The sequence below is a fragment of the Rhodococcus sp. NPDC059969 genome (assembly GCF_042738325.1).
Classification (GTDB): Bacteria; Actinomycetota; Actinomycetes; order Mycobacteriales; family Mycobacteriaceae; genus Rhodococcus_F.
This window is the reverse complement of the sequence record NZ_JBHWUF010000004.1, coordinates 87957-110891: the sequence shown is the minus strand read 5'-3', so window position 1 is coordinate 110891 and position 22935 is coordinate 87957. Positions and strand designations below refer to the sequence as shown.

Annotated in this window: 24 protein-coding genes and 1 other RNA gene; 21 read left to right on the top strand and 4 right to left on the bottom strand. The window is 62.5% G+C overall.

Features of this window, described 5'->3' with window-relative positions:
• The first annotated feature begins 14 nt into the window (after window positions 1-14).
• The 6 genes from ACFWAD_RS14295 to ACFWAD_RS14270 all read left to right on the top strand — a co-directional run bounded on the left by ACFWAD_RS14295 (window position 15) and on the right by ACFWAD_RS14270 (window position 4547).
• The gene (locus tag ACFWAD_RS14295) at window positions 15-899 is read left to right on the top strand and encodes a mechanosensitive ion channel family protein (RefSeq protein ID WP_003942304.1); all 885 of its coding nucleotides are present in this window, start codon (window positions 15-17) and stop codon (window positions 897-899) included.
• Window positions 896-1381: a hypothetical protein gene (locus ACFWAD_RS14290; protein WP_378544785.1), complete on the top strand. Its 486-nt coding sequence runs from the start codon at window positions 896-898 to the stop codon at window positions 1379-1381. The genes ACFWAD_RS14295 and ACFWAD_RS14290 overlap by 4 nt, the downstream gene beginning before the upstream one ends.
• Before the next feature lie 71 nt (window positions 1382-1452).
• Entirely contained in the window at window positions 1453-2133 is a 681-nt protein-coding gene (ftsE, locus tag ACFWAD_RS14285) for a cell division ATP-binding protein FtsE (protein WP_020969258.1), read from the top strand.
• An 81-nt stretch (window positions 2134-2214) separates the two neighbouring features.
• The gene (gene ftsX, locus ACFWAD_RS14280; RefSeq protein WP_378449174.1) at window positions 2215-3120 is read left to right on the top strand and encodes a permease-like cell division protein FtsX; all 906 of its coding nucleotides are present in this window, start codon (window positions 2215-2217) and stop codon (window positions 3118-3120) included.
• An 87-nt stretch (window positions 3121-3207) separates the two neighbouring features.
• Entirely contained in the window at window positions 3208-3681 is a 474-nt protein-coding gene (gene smpB / locus ACFWAD_RS14275) for an SsrA-binding protein SmpB (protein ID WP_003942330.1), read from the top strand.
• 8 nt (window positions 3682-3689) lie between these two features.
• Window positions 3690-4547, top strand: coding sequence for a DMT family transporter (locus ACFWAD_RS14270; protein ID WP_317553422.1), 858 nt, complete (start codon window positions 3690-3692; stop codon window positions 4545-4547).
• 21 nt (window positions 4548-4568) lie between these two features.
• Here ACFWAD_RS14270 and ACFWAD_RS14265 read toward each other — a convergent pair whose 3' ends face one another.
• Entirely contained in the window at window positions 4569-5153 is a 585-nt protein-coding gene (locus ACFWAD_RS14265; RefSeq protein WP_283303635.1) for a helix-turn-helix domain-containing protein, read from the bottom strand.
• Between the two features lie 65 nt (window positions 5154-5218).
• On the opposite strand from ACFWAD_RS14265, the gene ACFWAD_RS14260 reads away from it, so the two are divergent.
• From ACFWAD_RS14260 to ssrA, 3 genes are all read left to right on the top strand, one after another.
• Complete coding sequence (locus ACFWAD_RS14260) at window positions 5219-6166, top strand: NAD(P)/FAD-dependent oxidoreductase (protein WP_378544782.1); 948 nt, start codon at window positions 5219-5221, stop codon at window positions 6164-6166.
• A gap of 20 nt (window positions 6167-6186) precedes the next feature.
• Complete coding sequence (locus ACFWAD_RS14255; protein WP_378544779.1) at window positions 6187-7761, top strand: SDR family oxidoreductase; 1575 nt, start codon at window positions 6187-6189, stop codon at window positions 7759-7761.
• Between the two features lie 66 nt (window positions 7762-7827).
• Window positions 7828-8198: a transfer-messenger RNA gene (gene ssrA / locus ACFWAD_RS14250) on the top strand.
• A gap of 101 nt (window positions 8199-8299) precedes the next feature.
• Here the strand turns inward: ssrA and ACFWAD_RS14245 are convergent.
• The 3 genes from ACFWAD_RS14245 to ACFWAD_RS14235 form a co-directional block, all read right to left on the bottom strand.
• On the bottom strand, window positions 8300-9289 hold the full coding sequence (locus ACFWAD_RS14245; RefSeq protein WP_378544776.1) for an alkaline phosphatase family protein: 990 nt from the start codon (window positions 9287-9289) through the stop codon (window positions 8300-8302).
• 92 nt (window positions 9290-9381) lie between these two features.
• On the bottom strand, window positions 9382-10683 hold the full coding sequence (locus tag ACFWAD_RS14240; RefSeq protein ID WP_378544773.1) for a DUF222 domain-containing protein: 1302 nt from the start codon (window positions 10681-10683) through the stop codon (window positions 9382-9384).
• Window positions 10684-10792: 109 nt separating this feature from the next.
• Window positions 10793-11623 (bottom strand): GNAT family N-acetyltransferase, encoded by an 831-nt coding sequence (locus tag ACFWAD_RS14235; protein WP_378544770.1) that lies wholly within the window; start codon window positions 11621-11623, stop codon window positions 10793-10795.
• 53 nt (window positions 11624-11676) lie between these two features.
• Between ACFWAD_RS14235 and ACFWAD_RS14230 the strand changes: the two genes are divergently transcribed.
• The 12 genes from ACFWAD_RS14230 (at window position 11677) to ACFWAD_RS14175 (ending at window position 22819) form a co-directional block, all read left to right on the top strand.
• A complete protein-coding gene (locus tag ACFWAD_RS14230; RefSeq protein ID WP_378544767.1) occupies window positions 11677-12321 on the top strand; it encodes an alpha/beta hydrolase in 645 nt (214 codons plus the stop codon).
• Complete coding sequence (locus ACFWAD_RS14225) at window positions 12318-13598, top strand: NAD(P)/FAD-dependent oxidoreductase (protein ID WP_378449167.1); 1281 nt, start codon at window positions 12318-12320, stop codon at window positions 13596-13598. Before ACFWAD_RS14230 ends, ACFWAD_RS14225 begins: the two co-directional genes overlap by 4 nt.
• Before the next feature lie 8 nt (window positions 13599-13606).
• Window positions 13607-14350: a DUF1365 domain-containing protein gene (locus ACFWAD_RS14220; RefSeq protein WP_378545342.1), complete on the top strand. Its 744-nt coding sequence runs from the start codon at window positions 13607-13609 to the stop codon at window positions 14348-14350.
• A complete protein-coding gene (locus tag ACFWAD_RS14215; protein ID WP_378533931.1) occupies window positions 14347-15636 on the top strand; it encodes a class I SAM-dependent methyltransferase in 1290 nt (429 codons plus the stop codon). Before ACFWAD_RS14220 ends, ACFWAD_RS14215 begins: the two co-directional genes overlap by 4 nt.
• Window positions 15633-16949, top strand: a complete 1317-nt coding sequence (locus ACFWAD_RS14210; protein WP_378544764.1) for a class I SAM-dependent methyltransferase — start codon at window positions 15633-15635, stop codon at window positions 16947-16949. Before ACFWAD_RS14215 ends, ACFWAD_RS14210 begins: the two co-directional genes overlap by 4 nt.
• Entirely contained in the window at window positions 16946-17749 is an 804-nt protein-coding gene (locus ACFWAD_RS14205) for a DUF1295 domain-containing protein (protein ID WP_378544761.1), read from the top strand. Before ACFWAD_RS14210 ends, ACFWAD_RS14205 begins: the two co-directional genes overlap by 4 nt.
• A 23-nt stretch (window positions 17750-17772) precedes the next feature.
• Window positions 17773-18150 (top strand): fluoride efflux transporter FluC, encoded by a 378-nt coding sequence (locus tag ACFWAD_RS14200; RefSeq protein ID WP_378544758.1) that lies wholly within the window; start codon window positions 17773-17775, stop codon window positions 18148-18150.
• Window positions 18147-18491 carry a fluoride efflux transporter CrcB gene (gene crcB, locus ACFWAD_RS14195; RefSeq protein ID WP_378449162.1) on the top strand — a complete coding sequence of 115 codons (345 nt, stop codon included), beginning with the start codon at window positions 18147-18149 and terminating at the stop codon, window positions 18489-18491. The genes ACFWAD_RS14200 and crcB overlap by 4 nt, the downstream gene beginning before the upstream one ends.
• A gap of 97 nt (window positions 18492-18588) precedes the next feature.
• The gene (pgm, locus tag ACFWAD_RS14190; RefSeq protein ID WP_378533921.1) at window positions 18589-20226 is read left to right on the top strand and encodes a phosphoglucomutase (alpha-D-glucose-1,6-bisphosphate-dependent); all 1638 of its coding nucleotides are present in this window, start codon (window positions 18589-18591) and stop codon (window positions 20224-20226) included.
• A 42-nt stretch (window positions 20227-20268) separates the two neighbouring features.
• Window positions 20269-21522 carry an MFS transporter gene (locus tag ACFWAD_RS14185; protein ID WP_378533919.1) on the top strand — a complete coding sequence of 418 codons (1254 nt, stop codon included), beginning with the start codon at window positions 20269-20271 and terminating at the stop codon, window positions 21520-21522.
• Window positions 21523-21547: 25 nt separating this feature from the next.
• Window positions 21548-22036, top strand: a complete 489-nt coding sequence (locus ACFWAD_RS14180; RefSeq protein WP_283303651.1) for a MauE/DoxX family redox-associated membrane protein — start codon at window positions 21548-21550, stop codon at window positions 22034-22036.
• Window positions 22037-22078: 42 nt separating this feature from the next.
• The gene (locus ACFWAD_RS14175) at window positions 22079-22819 is read left to right on the top strand and encodes a thioredoxin domain-containing protein (RefSeq protein ID WP_378533917.1); all 741 of its coding nucleotides are present in this window, start codon (window positions 22079-22081) and stop codon (window positions 22817-22819) included.
• Window positions 22820-22935: the final 116 nt, after the last annotated feature.

Genomic DNA, 22935 nt, shown 5'->3' with positions numbered 1-22935 from the left:
TACCGAAAGGCACGATGACTTTACTCAGACCTGGGCAGAACCTGCTCGATTGGCTTCAAACCACCGGTTTGTCAGTCCTCATGACCGTGCTCGGCGCGATGATTCTCGCCCGTTTGGTCAGTTGGGGAGGCAACAAGGTCACCGACCAGATCGACTCCAACTATCAGTTGGGCGATGCGCTGGTTCGTTCCGAGGCGACCAAGCATCGTCACTCGGTCGCGCAGGTCATCACCTGGGTGGTCATCACGTTCATCTACGTGATCGCGACGCTGAAGGTCCTCGACCAACTGAACCTACCGATCGGAAGTCTCGTCGCGCCGGCGACCGTTCTCGGTGCGGCGCTCGGTTTCGGCGCGCAGCGCGTCGTGCAGGACATCCTTGCCGGTTTCTTCATCATCACCGAACGCCAGTACGGCTTCGGTGACACCGTCCGGCTTGCGATCACCGGATCCTCCGACGACGCCGAAGGTGTCATCGAGGACGTGACCCTGCGAGTGACGCGGATGCGTAACTCCGACGGCGAGGTCATCACCGTCCCCAACGGCCAGATCGTGAAAGCGACCAACCTGTCCAAGGACTGGGCCCGCGCCGTCATCGACGTTCCGGTACCGGCGACCGCCGACCTCACCCGGGTCAACGAGGTACTTCGTCAGGTCGGAGTCGACGCGATGGCCGACCGCGGACTCAAGAAACTCCTGCTCGACGAGCCCACCGTCATGGGCGTCGAAAGCCTCGAGGTCGATCAGGTCAACGTACGGATGGTTGCGCGCACGCTTCCTGGCAAACAATTCCAGGTCGGACGCGCACTTCGCGTCCGCGTCGCGGCAGCGCTGCGACGTCAGGGGATCACGGTGTCACCGGATCTGCACACCGTACGGACCGAGGAGGCGAGCGAATGACCGATCAGGAACCGCGCCGCGGACTCGACCGACTGATTCACCTGGACTGGCTACCGTCACGGATCTTCGGCGGCCGGATGCGAACTTCGACTTTCATCCTCATCGTGGCGTGGATACTGACGTATCTGCTGCATACGTACCTCAATCCGGAGGACCCGACCGCAGCGACACCACCGCCGAGCACCGATACGTCGCAGACCGAACCGTACGTCGCTCCGTCGGTCAAGCCGTCGACGACGACCCCCGTGCCGTCCTCGACCGAGCCGACGACCGCCTCCGAGACCCCGTCCTCGGAAACGAGTACGGGCAGTTCCGGTTCTCCGACGCCGACTTCGGGTCCCGCGCCTGCGCCGGGCAACGCCGAACAGTCCGCGACCACCGTGCCGACCACTCCTGCGACGACGACCGTCCCGCAACCCGGCGCGGCGATGCAGGCACCGACGTCGGTGCCGCAGTCACCTGCGACCACCGGTACCGGATAAGGACGAGGGTGCTCGCGCGTGGCGCCAAGGTCACCGTTAGATAACGGCTAGACTGGCTAGTTGTGATCAGCATGAAGAATGTGTCGAAGTCCTACAAGGCCTCCACCAGGCCGGCGCTCGACAAAGTCAGCGTGGAGGTGGAGAAGGGGGAGTTCGTCTTCCTCATCGGCCCCTCCGGCTCTGGCAAGTCGACGTTCATGCGGTTGCTGCTCAAGATGGAGTCGCCCACGTCCGGCGATATCGAGGTCGCGGATTTCCACGTCAACAAGTTGGCGGCCCGCCGTGTGCCGAAGCTTCGCCAGAGCATGGGCTGTGTGTTCCAGGACTTCCGCTTGCTTCAGCAGAAGACGGTCTCCGAGAATGTCGCCTTCGCGTTGGAAGTCATCGGCAAGCCCCGCAACGTCATCGCACGCACTGTTCCCGAGGTGCTCGACATGGTCGGTCTGGCGGGTAAAGCCGACCGACTGCCCACCGAGCTCTCCGGCGGTGAGCAGCAGCGCGTCGCCATCGCTCGTGCATTCGTGAACCGCCCACTCGTCCTGCTCGCCGACGAGCCCACCGGCAACCTGGACCCCGAAACGAGCCAGGACATCATGCTGTTGCTCGAGCGGATCAACCGCACGGGCACCACCGTCGTCATGGCGACCCACGATCACCACATCGTCGACTCCATGCGTCGACGCGTCATCGAACTCGATCTCGGCAAGGTGACCAGAGACGAAGCGCGGGGCGTGTACGGCGTCGGCAGGTAGCGCCGACTACGACCACACGTCCCGTACGCCCACCGGTTGTCGTGAAACAACCGGCCTCTCGAAAAGGAATCGGATTCCCCGATGCGCGCCAGCTTTATTTTCAGCGAAGTACTGACCGGCCTACGCCGCAACATCACTATGACCATCGCCATGATCTTGACGACGGCGATCTCCCTCGGTCTCTTCGGCGGTGGTCTGCTGGTCGTGCAGATGGCAGGCAAGACCCAGCAGATCTTCCTCGAACGCGTCGAGGTGCAGATCTTCCTGACCGACGACATCTCTTCGGCCGATCCCGGTTGCGAGCAGGAGATCTGCAGTTCGCTGCGCAAGGAACTCGAGCAGACTCCGTCCGTCGTCGCGGTTCAGTACCTCAACCGTGAAGACGCGGTGAAGGACGCCACCGAGCGCGTGTTCAAGGACCAGCCCGAACTGGCAGCGCTGGTGAGCCCGGACAGCTTCCCGGCGTCGTTCAAGGTCAAGCTCAGTGACCCGGAGCGGTTCGGCGTCATCAACGACACCTTCGGTTCGAGGCCCGGCGTCGAGAGTGTGCTCAATCAGCGCGAGTTGGTGGACCGACTCTTCAGCGTGCTGGGCGGAGTGCGCAACGCGGCATTCGCGATCGCGATCGTCCAGGCGATCGCAGCGATCCTGCTGATCGCCAACATGGTCCAGATCGCGGCGTTCACGCGTCGGACCGAGGTCAACATCATGAGGTTGGTCGGCGCGACGCGTTGGTACACCCAGCTTCCGTTCCTCCTCGAAGCCGTCGTCGCGGCCTTGATCGGCGCGGTGCTCGCCATCGCCGGACTGTTCACCGCGAAGAACGTCTTCATCGACGGGGTCCTGGCCGACGTCTACGAAGCCAACATCGTGGCGCGCATTTCCAACAGCGACGTGCTGTTCGTTTCGCCGATCCTCGTGCTTGCCGGAGTCGGAATGGCCGCGGTGACGGCGTACGTGACGCTGCGTCTGTACGTCCGCGAATAATCGGTTTGCACGAGCTTCTATGCTGGAACTGTATTTGACGGTAAGACAGTATTCGACAGCAAGACAGCGGACTGAGAGGCCCGGACAGTGAAGGAAAAGGGCCGCAAGGTCATTGCGACCAATCGCAAAGCACGCCACAACTACACGATCATCGACACCTACGAGGCCGGCATCGCCCTCGTCGGGACCGAGGTCAAGAGTTTGCGTGAAGGCAAGGCATCGCTCGTCGACGCCTTCGCAACCGTGGACAACGGCGAAGTATGGCTGCGCTCGTTGCACATTCCGGAGTACACGCAAGGCACGTGGAACAACCATTCGCCGCGTCGTACCCGAAAGCTCCTGCTGCACAAGCGTGAGATCGAGCACCTCGTCGGCAAGACCCGCGAGGGAAACCAGACGCTGGTCCCGCTGTCGATGTACTTCAACGACGGCAAGGTCAAAGTCGAACTCGCGCTGGCAAAGGGTAAGCAGGACTACGACAAGCGCCAGGACATGGCCAAGCGCACCGCCGAGCGCGAGGTGACCCGCGAGCTCGGTCGTCGTATCAAGGGCATGCGCTGACCTCCATCCTGCTTGCCCTCGTGGCGGCAGTTGCCTACGGAGTCAGCGACTTCGTCGGTGGAGTTGCGTCACGACGGGTTGCCGCACTGCGCGTGGTGATCGTCTCGTATCCGCTTTCGCTCGTCATCGTGTTGATCGCAGCACCTTTCGTCTCCGGGACGCTGACGCTGAACGGGTTGATCTGGGGTGCGATCGCCGGCATCACGAGTGGTCTGGCGGTGTGGTGGTTCTATCTCGCGTTGGCGACCGGCCCCATGTCAGTGGTCTCGCCGCTCACCGCCGTTCTGGTGGCGGGTATTCCGGTGCTCGTCGGATTTGCTTTCGGTGAACGGCCGGGACTGATCGCGTACCTGGGTATCGCCGTCGCGTTGGTCGCCGTCGTTCTGGTCAGTCGCGAGTCGCCCGACGACACCGCGGGCGAAGTTGCCGGCGGAATCACGCTCCGCTTCACCAGACAAGTAGCGCTGCTGACCGTCGGAAGTGGTGGCGCATTTGCACTCTCGTTCATCGCACTTCACCAGATCGGCGAGGGCAGTGGGCTGTGGGCGTTGGCCGTATCTCGCGGCGCCGCGACCGTCGTGGTGTGGTTGGTCGCATTGGCGGCCGGTCACTTCGTTCTCCCGCGAGGTGAGCCACTCAAGCTCGCGGTGTACGTCAGCGTCCTCGACGTCGTCGCCAACGGGACGATGATCTACGCCTTCCAAGGCGGAATGCTCTCGCTCGTCAGCGTGATCGGTTCGCTGTACCCGGCTGCGACGGTTCTGCTCGCGATGGTGATGCTGGGCGAGCGGGTCAGCCGCGTGCAACAAGCGGGAATGCTGTTGGCGCTGGCGGCAGTCGGCATGATTGCCGTCGCGGGTGCATAGATTCTTTTCAGCTCCAGCGTTTCAGCCGCGTCTGTCGGCCGGTGCAGCGCGTAGGTGAACCCGCTCGCCTTGTTTTCCGAAGAGGCTGATCGCCTCGGCCGGTCGACCGTCGGCAGCACTGATGCGGTGCGGGATGTGTGTATCGAATTCGGCTGCCTCGCCGGCACCCATGATGAAATCACGGTCGCCGAGTTGGAGTCTGATGCGCCCGGACAGAACGTAGACCCACTCGTAACCCTCGTGAGATCCTGGCTCGCGATCGTCGTCGGTGGGGGAGATGATCATCTTGTAGGCCTGCAGATTGCCGGGCTGGCTCGTCAGCGGAATGACCGTCATACATCCGACCGTCCGAGGTTCTTCTCGCACGCGCGGATCTTTGATCTTGCTGTTCACGAGGTCGTCCAAGGGGACGCCGTGTGCCTTGGCGATCGGCAGCAGAAGCTCCAAGTTGGCTCGGCGAGTACCTGATTCGAGTCTCGACAGTGTGCTCACACTGATGTCGGTGGCCTCCGACAAATCGGCCAGGGTCATGTCGGACTGTTGGCGCAACGCACGTAGGCGAGGGCCGATGCCGGCCAGTACGGCTTCGAACGATGTTTCGGTCATGCATTCATTTTGCCAAAGTGGCAACAGTGTTTGTCAAGATTGCGTTCTCTTGTCATTCTGGATTCATGACGCAGAACTCATTCGACGTAGCAGTAATCGGAGCCGGTGCGGCGGGCCTCAACGCCGCACTCATTCTCGGTCAGGCACGCAGGTCCGTGATCGTCTTCGACAACGGATCGCCACGAAACGCGGCCGCCGACCACATGAACGGATTCCTCTCCCGTGACGGCATGAACCCTGCCGAACTGTTGACCATCGGCAGAGGTGAGGTCCGCAAATTCGGCGGCGAGTTCCACGACGGCACGGTCGTCTCCGTGACACGGGACAGTGACGGTTTCTCGATCGAACTCGCTGACACCAGCAAGATTCAGGTACGCAAAGTCCTTGTCGCAACGGGCCTGACGGACCGGCTACCGGCAGAACTCGAAGTCTTCGGTGAGCGATGGGGCCGCGACGTGTTGCACTGCCCGTACTGCCACGGGTACAGCGTGCGTGATCAGCCGCTCGGCGTGATCGCCAAGAGTGCGGAGTTTGCGATGCACCAGGCACTCATGGTGCGCCAGTGGTCCGACGACGTGGTTCTCTTCCTCCATCGAATCACCGAACTGAGTGCCGAAGATCGGGAAAAGCTTGCAGCCCGCGATATTTCGATCGTCGAGGGTGAGGTCGCCGGTCCTGCCGTAGAGGATGATCGGTTGGTGGGCGTGCGATTGGTGGACGGCACTGTGGTCGCGCGTTCGGCAGTTTTTGTCGGCGGCGCCCTCACGATGGATCCCAACGATGCGATCTTGCGTACATTCGGCGCGCAGCGCGCAGAGACGATGATGGGCGATTTCGTCACTGTCGACATGATGGGGGCCACAAGCGTGCCCGGCGTGTTCGCCGCCGGCAACGTCGTCGACCCGGGTGCCCAGGTCATCATGGCCGCAGCCGCCGGGGCGAAGGCCGGGGCGGGGATCAACATGATGCTGACTAACGACGACCTCGAGGTTGCACTCGCGCTTCGGAGCTGAATTCTGCGTAGCGTGGGGTGATGGACGCAGTGAGAGTGTTGATCACGGGTGCGACCGGATACATCGGCGGACGTCTTGCCCCTCGCCTGGTCGAAGAGGGACACCACGTGCGGGTGGTGGTGCGAAGTCCCGAGAAGCTTCGCGATGTGCCCTGGCATGATTCGGTGGAGATCAAGCGCGGGGATTTGACCGACAGTGATTCACTCGCAGGTGTTTTCGACAACATCGACGTGGTCTACTACCTCGTTCACGCCATGGGCGGGGGAGGGTCTTTCTCTGACATCGACAAGCGGAGTGCGCAAAACGTCGCCGCCGCCGCACGCGATGCGGGGGTGCGCCGGATCGTCTACCTCGGTGGGCTTCATCCGTCCGACCGGGAGCTGTCGACTCACTTGCAGTCTCGGCTCGAAGTCGGTCGGATCCTGCTCGACTCCGAGGTTCCGACGGTTGTGTTCCAAGCTGGAGTGGTGATCGGATCGGGTTCGGCGTCCTTCGAAATGGTGCGCCACTTGACCAATCGACTTCCGGTGATGACTACCCCCAAGTGGGTGCACAACAACATCCAGCCGATCGCGGTGCGTGACGTACTCCACTATCTGACCGCAGCCGCGGCAACAACGCCGGAGGTCAACCGCGCCTTCGACATCGGTGGGCCGGATGTCATGCAGTACGGCGAGATGATGAACACCTACGCCGACGTTGCAGGACTGGTACGTCGGCGCATCCTCGTCTTGCCTGTCCTCACGCCGAGGCTGGCAGGTCACTGGGTGGGATTGGTCACCCCGATCCCGCGAGGCTTGGCGATGCCGTTGATCGAGTCACTGCAGAACGACGCGGTGATGCACAATCACGACATCGACGACTTCATCCCGCCTCCCGCCGGTGGTCTCACGCCGTATCGGGAAGCGGTACGTTTGGCACTTCACAAGATCGAGACCGGTGAGGTGGAGACGGCGTGGTCCGGTGCAACGATCGCGGGAGCACCCTCCGATCCTCTTCCATCCGACCCGGATTGGGCTGGTGAAGCGGTCTACGTCGATCATCGCGAACGCGACTGTGCTGCCGATCCGAAAACCCTCTGGTCGGTCGTCGAGTCGATCGGCGGTGAGAATGGTTGGTATTCATTCCCTTTGGCGTGGGCGATCCGGGGGTGGATGGATCGAGCAGTTGGCGGTGTCGGTCTACGCCGAGGTCGACGCGATCCCCGGCGACTCAACACCGGTGAAGCCTTGGACTTCTGGCGCGTCGAAGAGATCGATCGAGGCAAGTTGCTCCGTTTGCGCGCCGAGATGAAGGTTCCCGGCGGGGCATGGTTGGAGTTGCGAGTATCGGAAGGTCCGACGGGCGCGGACGGCCGACCGGTGGGTTCGCACCTCGATCAGCGGGCGGTCTTCTTTCCGCGTGGGCTCGCCGGCCGGGCGTACTGGTACTCGATCCTGCCCTTCCACGGAGTTGTCTTTCAGGGCATGATCACCAACATCACCGGTGCTGCCGAGCGTGAGATGGCTGCAGTGCAGGACACGGCTGGGGCGAGGGACACGGCTGGGGCGAGGGACACGGCTGGGGCGAGGGACACGGAAAGTGCCGCCGATTAATTGGTATGACTTCCGAACTTCGGCGCGTTATAGTGAATAGCCCCACGAAAGACGCGGGGCACACACGGGGCTGAACGGTTTCGACTGCGTGTGTTGAGTTAGGGGAAGCGTGTCGGTGCAGGCAAGAGACCACCGTAAGCGTCGCTGCAAACCTATAAGCGCCGATTCCAATCAGCGCGACTACGCTCTCGCTGCCTAAGTAGCGAAGCGTGTCTGTCAGCCCGGGGTTGCCCTCGACCCGGTTCCTGGCATCAGCTAGAGGGCTTTACTGTTCGGCTCGGTCACGGAGTCGAATGGGACATCAAACAGTGACTGGGATCGTCATCCTGGCTTGTTCGCGAGACTGGGAGATCCAAGTAGAGACTTAGCGAACTGCACACGGAGAAGCCCTAGCGATTCAACGTAGGACCCGGGTTCAATTCCCGGCAGCTCCACAACAGGTCGGGCCGGAGAGCACACGCTCTCCGGCCCGACCTTTTTGCTGTCTTGCTGCTGTTTTGTTGCGGCGCTTTGCGGCCGCGCAGGGGCTTTCTTGCGATCAGGAGCCGAAGAATCCCAGGTCGACCGAGCCGACGAAGCCGGGAGCTTCCTCGGCTAGCGGCTTGCCGTCCAGGTCGGCAGGCAATGCAACGCCCAGACTCTGGAGGATTGTCGGAGTGATGTCGGCGATCGTGTACGCGTCGGTGGTCTTACCGGCCGCGTATCCCGCACCGCGCGCTATGACGAATGTCGTTGCTTCCGCCGGTGTCTGACCGCCATGCCCGCCGGTGGGCTTGTGCCCGTGATCCGCAGTGACCAGTACAGTCCACTTCTCGCCGGTCTTCGCTGCGCGCTGATCGACAGCATCGACAATCTTGCCCACCTGGGCGTCGACCGAGGCAATCGACTCGTCGTACGCAGCGCCGTTGGTGCCGCCGCTGTGCCCTGCGCCGTCCACCTGATCGAGTTGGGTGAAGATCAGGTCAGGTCCCTTGTCGGTGATGTCCCGGGCGACGGCGTCTGCCGTTGCAGCGTCGGTGGCCGCTTCGGAACCTGCATCGGCTGTGGTCACGACAACGTCAGCTTTCGGTGTCCCACTGGAAGCGATGTTGTCGATGCCGCCCCAGGTGGAGATCGATTCGGTGAGGAGGGAGGGCTTTGCTGTTTCCAATCGGGTGAAGACGCTCGGGTAGAGGTCGAAGCGGGCGCCCGCGTACGTGTTGTCCTTGACGCCGTGCTTGGTGTCCCAGACTCCGGTCAGGATCGTCGACCACGACGGTCCGGAGATAGTGGTGTGGCCGAGGATGGAAGATTCTCCGCTGGTTCCTTCGGCGATCAGCTTCTGGAGACGGGGAGCGTCGGCGGTCTTGATGTGGCTGAGCATGGTGCCGTCGAGACCGATGACAACTGTCTTCTCGGCGGCCGACGGATTGAGGTCGGATGATCCGGGAGTTGCTGCAGCGGTTGCAGTTCCGGCTGCTACCGCGCCGGCGAGGAGGAGTGTGATGGCGGCTGAGGTGCGTGCGATTTTCTTGGTCACGCTAAGCATCTTGCGATAGGACTAGACCAATTGCACTACCTGGATGTGAGGGTTGTCCTGCTGTTCACGGCAGATTCAGATTGGACTAGACCGATGTTTCCTCAGGCGGCCCAGCCGTCGAGGATGACGCTGACCGCGTGATCGAGGTGGAGAGGTTCGCCGTCCCATGTCGCGGTGATCGCATCGTCGGGTATCTCTCCGCGCAGTAGGCCATCGGCGAATCCTTCGGTCGGCGGTGCTGGGTCGATGACGTCACCATTGGCGTAAAGGAACTCGAACTTCTGCTCGCCGAGTGCAGTGATGGTGAACTGGCCGTCGTGCAGCGCGCGGTGGCAGGTTCCGCAAAGCATGATCAAGTTGTCCAGATCCGTGGTGCCGCCGCGTCCCCAAAATTTGACGTGGTGCGCGTGCAGGAAACGAGTCCGCCCGCAACCTGGTGTGCGGCAACACCCGTCGCGATAATTCAATGCCAGCATTTGTTTGGCGCTGACGACACGGGTCCGTCGGCCCAGATTCAGAACGCATCCCTCCTTTGTCGTTCCCAGACGAAGTTTCGCGTTGCAGAGCACTTCCTCGGCGGCACTTCGTGGGAGCGCGGGTCCACTCGGTACTCGGACGGTGTTCGCTTCGTGGAAGAACACAACTTCGTTGGTGGCGGCTTTGGACGCGCGGTCTGCGACCACGGTGGTGGCGAGCTCGGCCATGGCGACCAGGCCTGGCCCGATGTTTCCGACTGGGTTCTTTGTGGCCGTCTCGTCGACAGGGCGGATGGCAGCGGTTCGGGTGCGTTCGCGTTCCGCCACCGCCAGCGCTGCGAGGATTCGGGCGCCGTCCTGCGCGGGCAGGCGTCCTTTGATGACAAATTCGCCCGTATCCGGGTCCCAATGCCACCGGACCTGAAGGTGTTCGGGTGCTTTGCTTTTACCGGATTCGTTGTCGGTTGCTTTACGCAGACCGGCGGCTAGGCGATCGATCTGGGCTGCGGGTGCTTCACAGCCGAACCGAACCATCTGCTTTTCGTTGGACGGCGTGGTGACCCGAGTGAGTGCGCGAACCTTCGAGTAGGACAGCCGGCCTTGCTCGAAGGCCTTCCGCATCTCAGGTAATGGTCGGAGTGCTTTGGCGACGCGAACGTATTCCCGGCCGGTATGCAGGCTCATTCCACATTTCCACGACAGCCAGTGGGCGCACGAGTGCAGTCCAGGGCCGGTCCAGCCGCGGTCTTCGTCGAATTTCGACAGGAGGGTGAGGAATCGGGCAGTGGCCGCGGCGATCTGGCCGGCGAGAGCGCAGATTTCGGAGCCGAGTTCCTCCACGTCCTCTCGGGCGGAGCACCGCGTCTCTTCATCGGTCAGTGCTGCGGTATCGGTCAGTGCTGCGTTGTTGATCAGTGCTGCGTTCATCGTTGCCCCCGGCGCGAGTCCGACATCGTTTCGAATGTATGTTCGATATTAGATGTGGGTACCGACACGCATCCATGGATGCGGACTGCAAGCGTCCCCGCGGGGACGTCTAACCGCAGCCGATCGAGTACTCGGCGTAGGTGCCGACATCCCTGAAGCCGAGGTTTCGATAGAGCTGGACGCCTTCGCTGGACGCCTGAAGTACGGCGATTCGGGCGCCCCGCTCGCGGGCGATGTCGAGCGCGGCCAGGGTGACCGCCGAGCCGAATCCGCGTCGGCGGGCCGCGTCGAGTGTGACGACGCCGTACAGTCCTGCGACGCCGGCAGCAAAATGGACCTCGGCTCCGGCGACGGGCTGGGAGTTCGCGTACCCGAGGACAAACGAACTGCGCGAACGCTCATCGAGGACGGCATGGGCAGTTTCTTCGAAGAAGCCAATTACTGCCGCCGAGGGCGGCGACCAATTGGCGGCCATCACGGCGGCATAGTCGGCGAGCTGTGAACGAGTCGTCACTCGCTGAACGGAGAGTTCTGCGACAGGCGTTGGGCGCGGGACGGCGTCTAGGTCTGCCGTCATCGCTCGTTCTTCCTCGGAGCGCACGCAGCCGAGGGCTGACAAGCGAGCGCCGAGGTCTGAGGGCTTGTCGCGCGGACCCGTCCACCAGGAGAACGGACGTCCCGTTGCTCGAATCGACGAGAGAATGTCGAGCAGTCGTCGGTCTTCGTCGGGGCCTTCGTCGGGGCCTTCATCAGGAACGGCTAAGCGAGCGCCGGCGATGATGTTGAAAGTGTCGTCGGCGAGGCCGCTGTCTGCGACGGCAACATCTGCAGCGAGAGTGACCGACGCCGCCGGTAAGTGTTCATGCAGGTGGCAGGCATGGGAGACCAAGTTGGCGTCCATGGCGTCGAGGACGTCACCGACGGGTGCTTCACGATTCACAAAAGAAATTCTACGAACCCCATCCAAATGGTTTTCGGCTCCGAATGCCTTGCATGACGCCTACCCGACGGCAAGAGCAGGACGGTGACCAGCACCTGGTGGTGCTCGTGCTGCCTGGAGGAAAGGTCTCGAGCCATCGCCCTGCCCGAGCGTGGCACCTGTCCAACCTTCGGATGCGCCCGTTCACTGCTCGGATTCGCCGCTCCGGTGTGACAGCGGTGCAGGTTCGGTACCGGGTCCGTGGTTGGAACGGCGCCGAGCGCAGTCCGGTAGCCGATGCCCGAGTCGCACTCGACGCGATCACGAGACGTGATGCACAAGCTCAGGTGATCCTGCTCGGGCACTCGATGGGTGGACGAGTTGCCGCTGAACTGTGTGGCGATCCGGCGGTGGTCGGTGTGGTTGCGCTGGCGCCGTGGTGGCCGGAAGGAACGCTCGAAGGAACGTCGGTGAATCTGCGTTCCGACACACCACTGGTGGTGCTCCACGGCACGGCCGACTCCTGGACCGACCCGGCAGCGTCTCGTCGGAAAGTTGACGAACTGCAGAAGTCTGGAAAGAGCGCCGAATGGTTCGGCATCGACGGCGCCGGGCACTTCATGCTCCGCCGGGCGGCGACCTGGCATCGCCTCGTCGCCGATGCAGTTGCAGGGATGAGCCGCGGGGTAGCCGCGACGAAGACGGGAGAACGACGATGAGTTCCGACAAGCGCAGGGTTGCAGTCGTCGGCAGTGGGGTCGCGGGTCTGACAGCGGCGTGGGTGCTGAGTAAGGACAGTGACGTGACGCTCTACGAAGCGGATTCACGGCTCGGTGGGCACGCGGACACCCATTCGGTCACCGACCCGGAAGGGCGAAGCCTCGCCATCGACACCGGGTTCATCGTCCACAACGACCGCACCTATCCGACTTTGTTGCGATTGTTCGCAGAACTCGATGTGCCTACGCAGGAATCCGACATGAGTATGTCGGTCAGGTGTGGGGGTTGCGGGCTCGAGTACTCGGGAGGGCAAGGATTGCGCGGCGTTCTCCCGACGCCGGGGTTGCTGGTGAATGGCAGTTTTCTGTCGATGTTGATGGAGGTCAAGCGTTTCCATCGCCGTGCCCGCGCCCTGCTCGACAACACGGATCCGTCGGCACCCGACCAGACACTGGGAGTGTTTCTGCGCAGCGGCCGGTTCTCCGACTACTTCACTGCTCATTTCATGACGCCGCTGGTGTCGGCAGTCTGGTCGTGTGATCCCGGCTCGGCGCTGAAATATCCTGCGCGGTATCTGTTCTCGTTCCTCGATCATCACGGAATGTTGAGCGTGACGGGATCGCCGACCTGGCGGACGGTTACCGGGGGATCGGCTGAATACGTTCGCCTCGTTGCCAAGAGTATCGGCGACATCAGGCTGAACACCCCGGTGCGCGCCATCCACCGGTTCGGCGATCGCGTCGACATTCGCGACGGCGACGACCAAATCCAGACTTTCGACGCAGCTGTAGTCGCAACGCATCCGCAGCAAGCGCTGAAGATCTTGGCCGAACCGACGGCCGTCGAATCGCAGGTCCTCGGCGCAATGCCGTACTCCGTCAACCACACCCAACTTCACACCGACGAAAATGTGCTGCCCGACAACACCAATGCGCGCGCGTCATGGAACTACTACATCCCGGAATGCAATGCGAAGCCCGATCACGTTCTGGTCAGCTATGACATGACGAGGTTGCAACGGCTCCCAGATACGGGCCGGCGATACATAGTGACCTTGGGGGGAGGCGAGATGGTGTCGCCGGAGTCGGTGATCGATCAGATGACCTACGAGCATCCGCAGTACACGCCGACTTCCGTCGCAGCTCAGGGACGGCTTCCCGAGTTGGACTCGAACGTGCTCGCGTTTGCCGGCGCGTACCACGGATGGGGCTTTCACGAGGACGGTGCACTGTCGGGCCTGCGCGCCGCCGAACGCGTCGGAGGTCGGTGGCCGTGACCGCACCCATCACGCAGTCCGCACCCATCACACCGTCCATCGTTCACACGAACATTCGGCATGTACGAACGCAGCCGTTGCACAACGAGTTCGAGTACCGCAGCTACAGCTGGCTGGTCGACGTCGACGAATTGCCCGAGCTCCCGAAGGCATTGCGCCCCTTGGCTACGTTCGACGCCGGGGATCACCTCGGCGACCCCACCCGATCGATTCGTACCAACGTCGAGACTTTTCTGGCGACCAACGGATTCGACTTCTCCGGCGGCCGGATCCTCATGCTTGCGAACGCACGTGTGTTCGGCCATGTTTTCAACCCGCTGAGCGTGTTCTGGTGCTTGAACGACGACGGAACTCAGCGTTGCGTTGTTGCAGAGGTTCACAACACCTACGGCGAGCGGCACTGTTACCTGCTCGAACCCGACGAACGTGGCGCCGCTCGCACGTCCAAAGAGTTCTACGTATCTCCGTTCAACGATCTGGACGGCGAGTACCGGATGCGACTCCCATTACCCGACACCGCGCTCGCGCTTTCGATAGTTCTGGCCCGAGACGGCAAGGCGCCATTCGTAGCCACGGTGTCAGGTCGATGCGTGCCGGCAACGACGCGCGAGATCGTCCGCAGTGCGCTCTCTGTTCCGCTGGCTCCTCTCCGAGTCGCCGCGCAGATCAGATTTCAAGGAATCCGGCTGTGGGCCAGGCGCTTACCCATCGTTCCCCGACCGCAACATCACCCGCAGGAGGCAGTGCAATGACCACAACTACTCTCGGCACCGAACCTTCCGCTCACACGATCGAAACCGAGCGATGGCCAGGCGTTGCCACGGTGCCCAGCGGAGTCAAAGTGCGGGTTGCGTCGCCGGTTGCCCGCTCTCTGTTCCACAAGGCGGTCGCGCGCTTGCCGCTGCGTGTTCAGATGCCGAATGGTGAGTTCTCCGGCGGTGGTAGTCCGGATTCGCCGTTGATGGTCATTCATCGCCCGGACGACTTCGCCGCTCGTGTGGGAGACAGTGGTTTGATCGGATTCGGCGAGTCGTACATGGCGGGCGATTGGGAAGCTTCCGACCTCACTGCGGTCCTGGAAGTCTTCGCCTCCCGCGTCGCGACGCTGATTCCCGACTTTCTGCAGCGGTTGCGAGGCCTGTACATTCCGAAGCAGCCTCGCAGTGAGCGGAATTCGACGCAGAACACGCGCTCGAACATCTCCAGGCACTACGACCTATCGAACGAGATGTTCGAACTGTTCCTCGATGACACGATGACCTATTCCAGTGCACTCTTCGAGGATCTGTCGGTAGGAGCATCCCCGTCGTGGGATGTGTTCGCAGCTGCCCAGCACCGGAAGATCGATCGCCTGCTGGACGGCGCGGGCGTCGGTCCGGGTTCACGAGTGCTCGAAATCGGCACAGGCTGGGGAGAATTGGCGATCCGAGCGGCCCAGCGCGGCGCAACGGTGCGCTCGGTGACTCTTTCGGTCGAACAACAGGAATTGGCAGCGAAGCGGATTAGCGCTGCGGGACTGGCAGATCGCGTTCAGGTCGACCTTCTCGACTATCGGCAGGTGCAAGGGGAGTATGACGCCGTTGTTTCGGTCGAGATGATCGAAGCGGTCGGACATCAGTACTGGGGCAGCTACTTCCAGACGATCGACGCTTTGTTGGCGCCGGGTGGGCGCGCGGCGATCCAAGCGATCACGATGCCGCACGATCGGATGCTCGCGACCCGCAACACCTATACCTGGGTACACAAATACATTTTCCCCGGTGGGTTTCTTCCGTCGGTGCGGGCGATCGAGGATGTCACCGAACGCTTGACGACGCTCCGGGTGCGTGAGCGGATGTCGATGGGCGATCACTACGCGCAGACGTTGCGGCTGTGGGACGAGCGTTTCAGCGCTCGCACCGACGAGGCATCTGCACTCGGGTTCGACGCAGTGTTCGCGCGCATGTGGCATTTCTATCTCTGCTATTCCGAGGCGGGCTTCCGATCGGGGTATCTCGACGTTCAGCAAATTGTTCTCGATCGGAGGAACCAGCGATGACCGCCACCATGGATCGAGCGATACAAGGCACCGGTGTTGCGAGCCGTCTGTCGGAAATTCTGAGTCCACTTGTCGGCGGCGAGCTTCCGGTGCGGTTGACTGCGTGGGACGGCAGCACGGCAGGACCGGAGGACGCTCCGAAGGTGACGCTCTACAGCGCGAACGTGTTGCGTCGCCTGCTCTGGAATCCCGGCGAGTTGGGAGCTGCGCAGGCATATGTTCTCGGCGAACTCGACGTCGAGGGTGATCTGGGCGATGCGCTCACACACGTGTGGAAGGTGTCTGCCGAGCGGGGACTCGGGTCGATCACCCCGACGCCGTCGCTCGTCCTCGCGGCGGTCAAGGCCGCGCGGTCCTTCGGTGCTTTCGGGAGACCTTTGGCTCCACCGGCGTCGCAGGCCCAAGTGAAGGGCCGCTTGCACAGTCTCGCCCGCGACCGCGAGGCGATCGGGCACCACTACGATTTGTCGAACGATTTTTACGAGCTGATTCTCGACGAGAACATGGCTTACTCCTCGGGATACTGGACTTCCGATGCACCGGAATACACGCTCGAAGACTCGCAGACAGACAAGCTGGACCTGGTGTGCCGCAAAGTCGGTCTTGATCGGGCGCGAGGGCTGCGGTTTCTCGACGTCGGCTGTGGTTGGGGCTCGCTGAGCCTGCATGCAGCGCGGGAGTACGGCGCTCGGGTCGTCGGCATCACTATCTCGGCTGAGCAGAAGGCATTTGTCGACGCGAAGATCCGCGCACTCGGTTTGGAAGACTGGGTCGAGATCCGATTACAAGATTATCGCGAGATCCCCGACGGTCCGTTCGACGCGGTCGCGTCGATCGAGATGGGTGAGCACGTCGGCGAAGACAACTATTCGACGTACGTGAAAGCGCTCCACGACAACGTGATTGCGGGTGGGCGTGTGCTGATTCAGCAGATGTCGCGCACCGGCTCGCATCCCGGGGGAGGCCCGTTCATCGAGTCGTTCATCGCGCCGGACATGTACATGAGGCCTGTGGGCCGGACCGTTGCGATGATCGAGGAAGGCGGACTCGAAGTCCGTGACGTCCACGCCCTGCGTGAGCACTACGTGCGGACGGTGGACGCGTGGATCGAGACTTTCGAATCGAATTGGGACCGCGTCGTGGAACTTGTGGGCGTCGAAGTCGCTCGGGTGTGGCGTCTCTACCTCGTCGGCGGGGGAATGGCTTTTCGGGACGGCAGGATGGGCGTCGATCAGATTCTGTCGGTCCGGCCGCTCGGTGATGGTCGATCGGGCATGGAACCGGTCCGGCCGCAGTGGGTGTCGCGGCGATGAACGGATTCGACTGGGGCGCATTCGGAGTGGTCACGCTCACGAGTCTGCTGGCGATCGCCATCGGAATGGCAGTGACAGCCACGATCGGTGTACGGATCGGGCGCCACAATGTTGTCGACGTGTCGTGGGGCGCCGGCTTCGTTCTCATCGCGCTCGTGTCCGCGATAGTGGGAACCGGCGACCTCTGGCGCCGGTTGCTGATGCTTGCGCTCGTGGCGATCTGGGGTCTGCGCTTGGCGACCCACATGGCGATCCGATCGCGTGGCAAGGGTGAAGATCCGCGGTACGAGGAAATGCTCGGACGGACGACGGGTAGTCGAACGCTCTACGCGATCCGCAAGATCTATCTCACGCAGGGGATTTCGTTGTGGTTCGTCTCCCTGCCGATCCAGGTCGCTGCGGTCTCGCACGGCAGCTTCGGGCTTCTTGTTGTACTCGGTATCGCGCTGTGGATTGTCGGCGTCACGTTCGAGACGGTTGGCGATCGGCAGATGGAGGAGTTCAAATCCGATCCGGGCAGCCGTGGCCACATCATGGATCAAGGTTTGTGGGCGTGGACGCGTCATCCCAACTACTTCGGCGACGCGAGCGTGTGGTGGGGGATCTTCCTCGTCTCGGCCTCGGTGTGGCCGGGGGTGTTGACCGTCCTCTCGCCGATCGCGATGACGTACTTCCTGGTCTTCGCCACCGGAGCGCGGTTGCTCGAGCGACACATGGAACAGCGCCCGGGCTATCGCGAGTATCAGCAGCGGACAAGCTACTTCATTCCGCGCCCGCCGAAAGCCCGATCCGGGACGTAGGCTCTTTCGGATGAGGCGAGAGCATGGGTGATCTGAAGCTGCCGGCTGCAGTGAGCGCGGTTGCCGTCGGTGGAGCATTGGGGGCACTGAGCCGATACGGTCTGGGAGAGCTGTTCCCCCACATCTGGACGACGCTGGTCATCAACGTTTTCGGCTCGCTCATTCTCGGCATACTCGCGGCCCTGCTGGTCCACAACAAGGTGGGGTACCTCTTTCTCGGCACCGGGTTCTGCGGCGGCTTCACGACCTTCTCGTCATTCGCGGTTCACGCGGTGACGGAGAGTCCGTGGCGATCGATTCTCTATGTACTCGGGACGCTGATTCCTGCCATCCTCGCCGCAGCGCTGGGCAAAGGGCTCGGTGAACGCTGGATCCGTGCGCGGGACGGGGTGTCGGCATGACAGTTCTCCTGGTAGCACTCGGCGGCGGCGCGGGTGCGAGTGGCCGGTACCTGTTGGCGCGGTACGTGCCCGCTTACAAGGGGTTCCCGGCTGCGACGTTCGCCGCGAACGTGATCGGCTGCTTCCTGCTCGGATTGTTCACCGGGGCAGCTCTTTCCACCGAGATGGCCGCGCTCCTGGCGACTGGCTTCTGCGGCGGCTTGTCCACCTACTCGACCTTCGCGACCGAGAACGTGGGCATGGTCGAGCGGCGTCAGACGATGCTCTCGCTGATCTACATCGTCGTCAGTCTGATCGTCGGCTTGTCCGCTGCGTGGGTGGGAATCCAGATCACGGACTGACGTATTCGGCGTCGAGCGTGCACGCCACGCGGCCAGGGTAGACAATTGTCCACAGTCGCGTCGACACAGTGGTCGACCACAGGGCCGAGGGGGATTCGTGGCGCACGAACGAGCAGGACAAGTGGCTCTGCCAGAGGATCTGATCGACGTTCCTCATCTGGTCACCGCGTATTACACGCGCACTCCGGATCCCGAGAACCCGATGCAGCAGGTACTTTTCGGCACTTCCGGACATCGCGGTTCCAGTCTCGATTCGGCTTTCAACGAAGCTCATATCCTGGCGACAACCCAGGCGATCGTCGAGTACCGCGCTTCGCAGGGAATCGACGGCCCGCTGTTCATCGGCCGGGATACACACGCGCTGTCCGAACCCGCCTGGCTCTCCGCGTTGGAGGTCCTCGTCGCCAACGACGTCGTCGTTCTTGTCGACTCGCGCGACGCCTACACGCCCACCCCGGCTGTGAGCCACGCGATCTTGCGATACAACTCGACGGGGCCGGAGGCCAAGGCCGACGGTATCGTCGTGACACCGTCACACAATCCGCCTCGTGACGGCGGCTTCAAATACAACCCGCCGCACGGCGGACCCGCGGACACGGATGCGACGTCGGTTATCGCCGACCGAGCGAACGAGCTTCTGCGCAAAGGGCTTTCCGGGGTAAGGCGCGTCACGGCAGCGCAGGCGCTGGACCGCGTCGAACGCTACGACTTCCTCCGCTACTACGTCGAAGATCTCCCTTCTGTCCTCAACCTCGATGCGATCCGCGACGCCGGAATCCGGATCGGTGCAGACCCTCTCGGCGGCGCAAGTGTCGACTACTGGGGCGCGATCGCCGACACTCATCGACTCGACCTCGAAGTGGTGAATCCTCTCGTGGATCCGACCTGGCGGTTCATGACGCTGGACACGGACGGCAAGATCCGCATGGACTGCTCGTCGCCCGACGCGATGGCGTCGCTGATCGGGATTCGAGATCGCTACGACATCGCGACCGGAAACGATGCGGACTCCGACCGCCACGGCATCGTCACTCCCGACGGCGGTTTGATGAACCCGAATCACTATCTCGCCGTTGCCATCGAGTACCTGTTTGCGAACCGGCCAGGGTGGGGCGCAGATACCAAGGTCGGCAAGACCCTCGTGAGTTCCTCGATGATCGACCGTGTGGTCAGCGGCCTGGGTCGCGAATTGCTCGAGGTTCCGGTCGGGTTCAAGTGGTTCGTTCCAGGATTACTCGACGGGTCTGTGGGATTCGGCGGCGAGGAAAGCGCCGGCGCGTCCTTCCTCCGACACGACGGTTCCGTCTGGACGACGGACAAGGACGGCATCATCCTTGCGCTGCTCGCCTCGGAAATCACCGCTGTGACGGGAAAGTCTCCGGCAGCGCACTACGCCGCGTTGGCCGAGAAGTTCGGGAGCCCCGCGTACGCACGTATCGATGCGCCCGCAACACGCGCACAGAAGGCAGTCCTGGCAAAGCTGTCTCCTGATCAGGTGAGTGCAACCGAACTGGCGGGTGAGCCGATCACCGCGACACTGACAGCGGCGCCCGGAAACGGTGCGGCGATCGGTGGTCTCAAAGTGACGACGGAAAATGCGTGGTTTGCAGCGAGGCCGTCCGGCACGGAGGACGTGTACAAGATCTATGCCGAGTCGATGAAGGGCACCGATCATCTGGCTCAGGTTCAGGCAGCGGCCAAGGACTTGGTGTCCGGAGTCTTGAAGGCGAACTAGCCCGCGGACCCCTCATGTCGCCCGGCTAGAATTCCGGGCGACATGAAAACTCGTGCAGCCAAGCTGCCACAGGAAATTTGGGTACTGGTCGCCGCCAGCTTCGTCATCGCCCTCGGATTCGGATTGGTCGCTCCGGCGCTACCGCAGTTCGCGCGAAGCTTCGACGTATCGGTCACCGCCGCCACGATCGTGATCTCGTCTTTCGCGTTCATGCGATTGGTGTTCGCGCCGATGAGCGGCTCTTTGGTACAGAAACTCGGTGAGCGACCGGTCTACATCGTCGGCCTTCTGATCGTCGCGGTCTCGACCGGCGCGTGCGCTTTCGCGGGGGAGTACTGGCAACTTCTGCTGTTCCGGTCGTTGGGCGGCATCGGGTCGACCATGTTCACCGTGTCGGCTCTCGGGCTGATCATTCGTATGTCACCGCCGGACAGTCGCGGCCGCGTGTCGGGTCTGTACGCGACAAGCTTTCTCATGGGATCGATCGGCGGCCCGCTGGTCGGCGGTGCGCTGTTGCAGTTCGGTCTCCGGATGCCGTTCATCATCTACGCAATTGCGTTGGTGATCGCCGCGCTCGTTGTCTTCGTGAGCCTGCGTGGATCTCATTTGGCGTCACCGGACAAGGCTGTCGATGTGAAGTCGATGACTCTCACAGAAGGCCTCCAGTCGCCGGTGTACCGGGCAGCGCTCGGATCGAACCTCGCCTTCGGCGGGGTCATCTTCGGAGTTCGCGTTGCCATGGTCCCCCTGTTCGTCGTGGAGTTCCTCGATCGGGATCCGTCGATTGCGGCCTACGCCCTGACGATCTTCGCCGTCGGCAATGCGTTGGTGTTGATCGTTTCCGGACGACTCTCGGACCGCTTCGGACGCAAGCCCTTTGTCGTGAGCGGCCTGCTCATCTGTGGTGTGGGCACCATCGCGATGGGATTCACGGACAACCTCGTGGTGTTCTTTGTCATCGCTGCAGTGACGGGCGTCGGTTCAGGGCTCATGAGCCCGGCTCAGCAAGCAGCGGTTGCCGATGTGGTCGGGTCGACGGCTCGCGGCGGACCCGTCCTGGCGGTATTCCAGATGATGTCGGACATCGGTGGGGTAGTGGCGCCGATTTGTGCCGGGCTGATCGCCCAGCATGTGTCGTACTCTGCGGCCTTCGCGGTGATGGGAGCGGTCGTCGTCGTGTCGGCTACGGGTTGGTTGTTCGTCCCGTCGCGAACGAAGACAGTCGAATCCGTCGTCGAAGATCTGACTGATGTGACGGTGCTTACGGATACGCCTGCGCGGACAAACCTGGACTGACCGGGCATTCTGTACTCTCGATCGGGTGGCAATTCGTATCGTGAGTCTTGTAGCCCGATTGGGCTTGGCGGCCGTCTGGCTGATTTCCGGCGGGCTCAAGTTCCTTGATCCCGTGCAGACGAAGATCGCGGTGCGTGCCTATCAACTGTTGCCCGAGTCACTGGTGGGTCCGGTGGCGACGGCTCTTCCTCTGGTCGAAATAGTCCTGGGACTGCTGATCCTCGTCGGTCTGGCGGTTCGAGTATCCGCCGCAGTCTCGGTGGTGATTCTCACGGTCCTCATCGCGGTGATCATTTCGGTGTGGGCCAGGGGATTGTCCATCGACTGTGGATGTTTCGGCGGCGGCGGTGCTGCTGACGTCGGTGCTTGGGACTATCTGAAGGAGATTCTCCGGGACCTCGGCTTCATGGCGCTTGCCGTGTGGCTGCTCGTGTTCCCGCGTTCGCCGTTGGCATTGGGCCCCGGATCACGCGCGGCGTTCTCAGTGGATACTCAGTCTTCAGTGGCAAGGTAAGCAATCGGTAAATCGTTTCGACGCACGAAGGACTGCATCAGCGTGAGCACCAAGAGCAGCAAGAACAAATACTCGCCGGAACCGGTCTCGAGCCGCTCCACCTACATCATCGGTGGCCTCGCAGTGCTCGTGATCGCGGCCCTCGTCATCGGCGGTGTCTTGTGGACGAACAACAAGAACAAGCCCCAGAACGACGGCTACGGCTCCGTGCAGAATTCCGAAGTTGCCGTCACAGTGCAGGACAACGGCGTGGTGCTGCTCGGCAAGCCCAGCGCCGCAACGACCATTGATCTCTTCGAGGATCCGCTGTGCCCGGCTTGTGCTGCTCTCGAGCACCTCAGTGGCCAAGCGCTCTCGGCTGCCGTTGACAACGGTGACGTCGCCGTTCGCTACCACATGCTGAATTTCCTCAACCGGGCGTCGGGCAGCGGTGACTACTCCACACGGGCCGGCGCCGCTCTGCTGTGCGTCGCTCAGGGTGGCGACGCGATCGCGTACTCCGCATTCCACACAAAGCTTTTCGCGACCGACACACAGCCTGCGGAGGGCGGCAGCAGCGATCACACCAACGACGACCTCGCCCAGATCGCTCGGGATGCGGGAGCATCCGAGGATGTGGCAACCTGCATCTCTTCCGGCACCAACGTCGAGGCCGCCGCAACAAACGCCGCAGCCGCGAGCCAGGCGCTCAAGGATGCCGGATCGACCGGGACCCCCACCGTAGTGGCGAACGGCAAGATTGTTGACACGCGCAGCAGCGACTGGGTTTCCAAGCTTTCCTGAGTCGAAGCGGGCGCGCCCGTGTGGGGCGGGCGCCACCCCCGGTGGCGGGGGTTTTTTTGGCCGGGTCGGAGTGGTGTGAAATTATTTAATCAATCGGAAAACAAAAAAACCGCGGG

What these genes read in the sequence shown, in the direction of transcription:
- crcB (WP_378449162.1), top strand. Translation starts at nt 18,147, where the DNA reads ATGACAGTTCTCCTGGTAGCACTCGGCGGCGGCGCGGGTGCGAGTGGC.
- ACFWAD_RS14230 (WP_378544767.1), top strand. Translation starts at nt 11,677, where the DNA reads ATGACGCCTACCCGACGGCAAGAGCAGGACGGTGACCAGCACCTGGTG.
- ftsE (WP_020969258.1), top strand. Translation starts at nt 1,453, where the DNA reads ATGAAGAATGTGTCGAAGTCCTACAAGGCCTCCACCAGGCCGGCGCTC.
- ACFWAD_RS14295 (WP_003942304.1), top strand. Translation starts at nt 15, where the DNA reads ATGACTTTACTCAGACCTGGGCAGAACCTGCTCGATTGGCTTCAAACC.
- ACFWAD_RS14205 (WP_378544761.1), top strand. Translation starts at nt 16,946, where the DNA reads ATGAACGGATTCGACTGGGGCGCATTCGGAGTGGTCACGCTCACGAGT.
- ACFWAD_RS14290 (WP_378544785.1), top strand. Translation starts at nt 896, where the DNA reads ATGACCGATCAGGAACCGCGCCGCGGACTCGACCGACTGATTCACCTG.
- ACFWAD_RS14225 (WP_378449167.1), top strand. Translation starts at nt 12,318, where the DNA reads ATGAGTTCCGACAAGCGCAGGGTTGCAGTCGTCGGCAGTGGGGTCGCG.
- ACFWAD_RS14200 (WP_378544758.1), top strand. Translation starts at nt 17,773, where the DNA reads ATGGGTGATCTGAAGCTGCCGGCTGCAGTGAGCGCGGTTGCCGTCGGT.
- ACFWAD_RS14255 (WP_378544779.1), top strand. Translation starts at nt 6,187, where the DNA reads ATGGACGCAGTGAGAGTGTTGATCACGGGTGCGACCGGATACATCGGC.
- ACFWAD_RS14245 (WP_378544776.1), bottom strand. Translation starts at nt 9,289, where the DNA reads ATGCTTAGCGTGACCAAGAAAATCGCACGCACCTCAGCCGCCATCACA.
- ACFWAD_RS14260 (WP_378544782.1), top strand. Translation starts at nt 5,219, where the DNA reads ATGACGCAGAACTCATTCGACGTAGCAGTAATCGGAGCCGGTGCGGCG.
- ACFWAD_RS14240 (WP_378544773.1), bottom strand. Translation starts at nt 10,683, where the DNA reads ATGAACGCAGCACTGATCAACAACGCAGCACTGACCGATACCGCAGCA.
- ACFWAD_RS14185 (WP_378533919.1), top strand. Translation starts at nt 20,269, where the DNA reads ATGAAAACTCGTGCAGCCAAGCTGCCACAGGAAATTTGGGTACTGGTC.
- ACFWAD_RS14210 (WP_378544764.1), top strand. Translation starts at nt 15,633, where the DNA reads ATGACCGCCACCATGGATCGAGCGATACAAGGCACCGGTGTTGCGAGC.
- ftsX (WP_378449174.1), top strand. Translation starts at nt 2,215, where the DNA reads ATGCGCGCCAGCTTTATTTTCAGCGAAGTACTGACCGGCCTACGCCGC.
- ACFWAD_RS14265 (WP_283303635.1), bottom strand. Translation starts at nt 5,153, where the DNA reads ATGACCGAAACATCGTTCGAAGCCGTACTGGCCGGCATCGGCCCTCGC.
- ACFWAD_RS14215 (WP_378533931.1), top strand. Translation starts at nt 14,347, where the DNA reads ATGACCACAACTACTCTCGGCACCGAACCTTCCGCTCACACGATCGAA.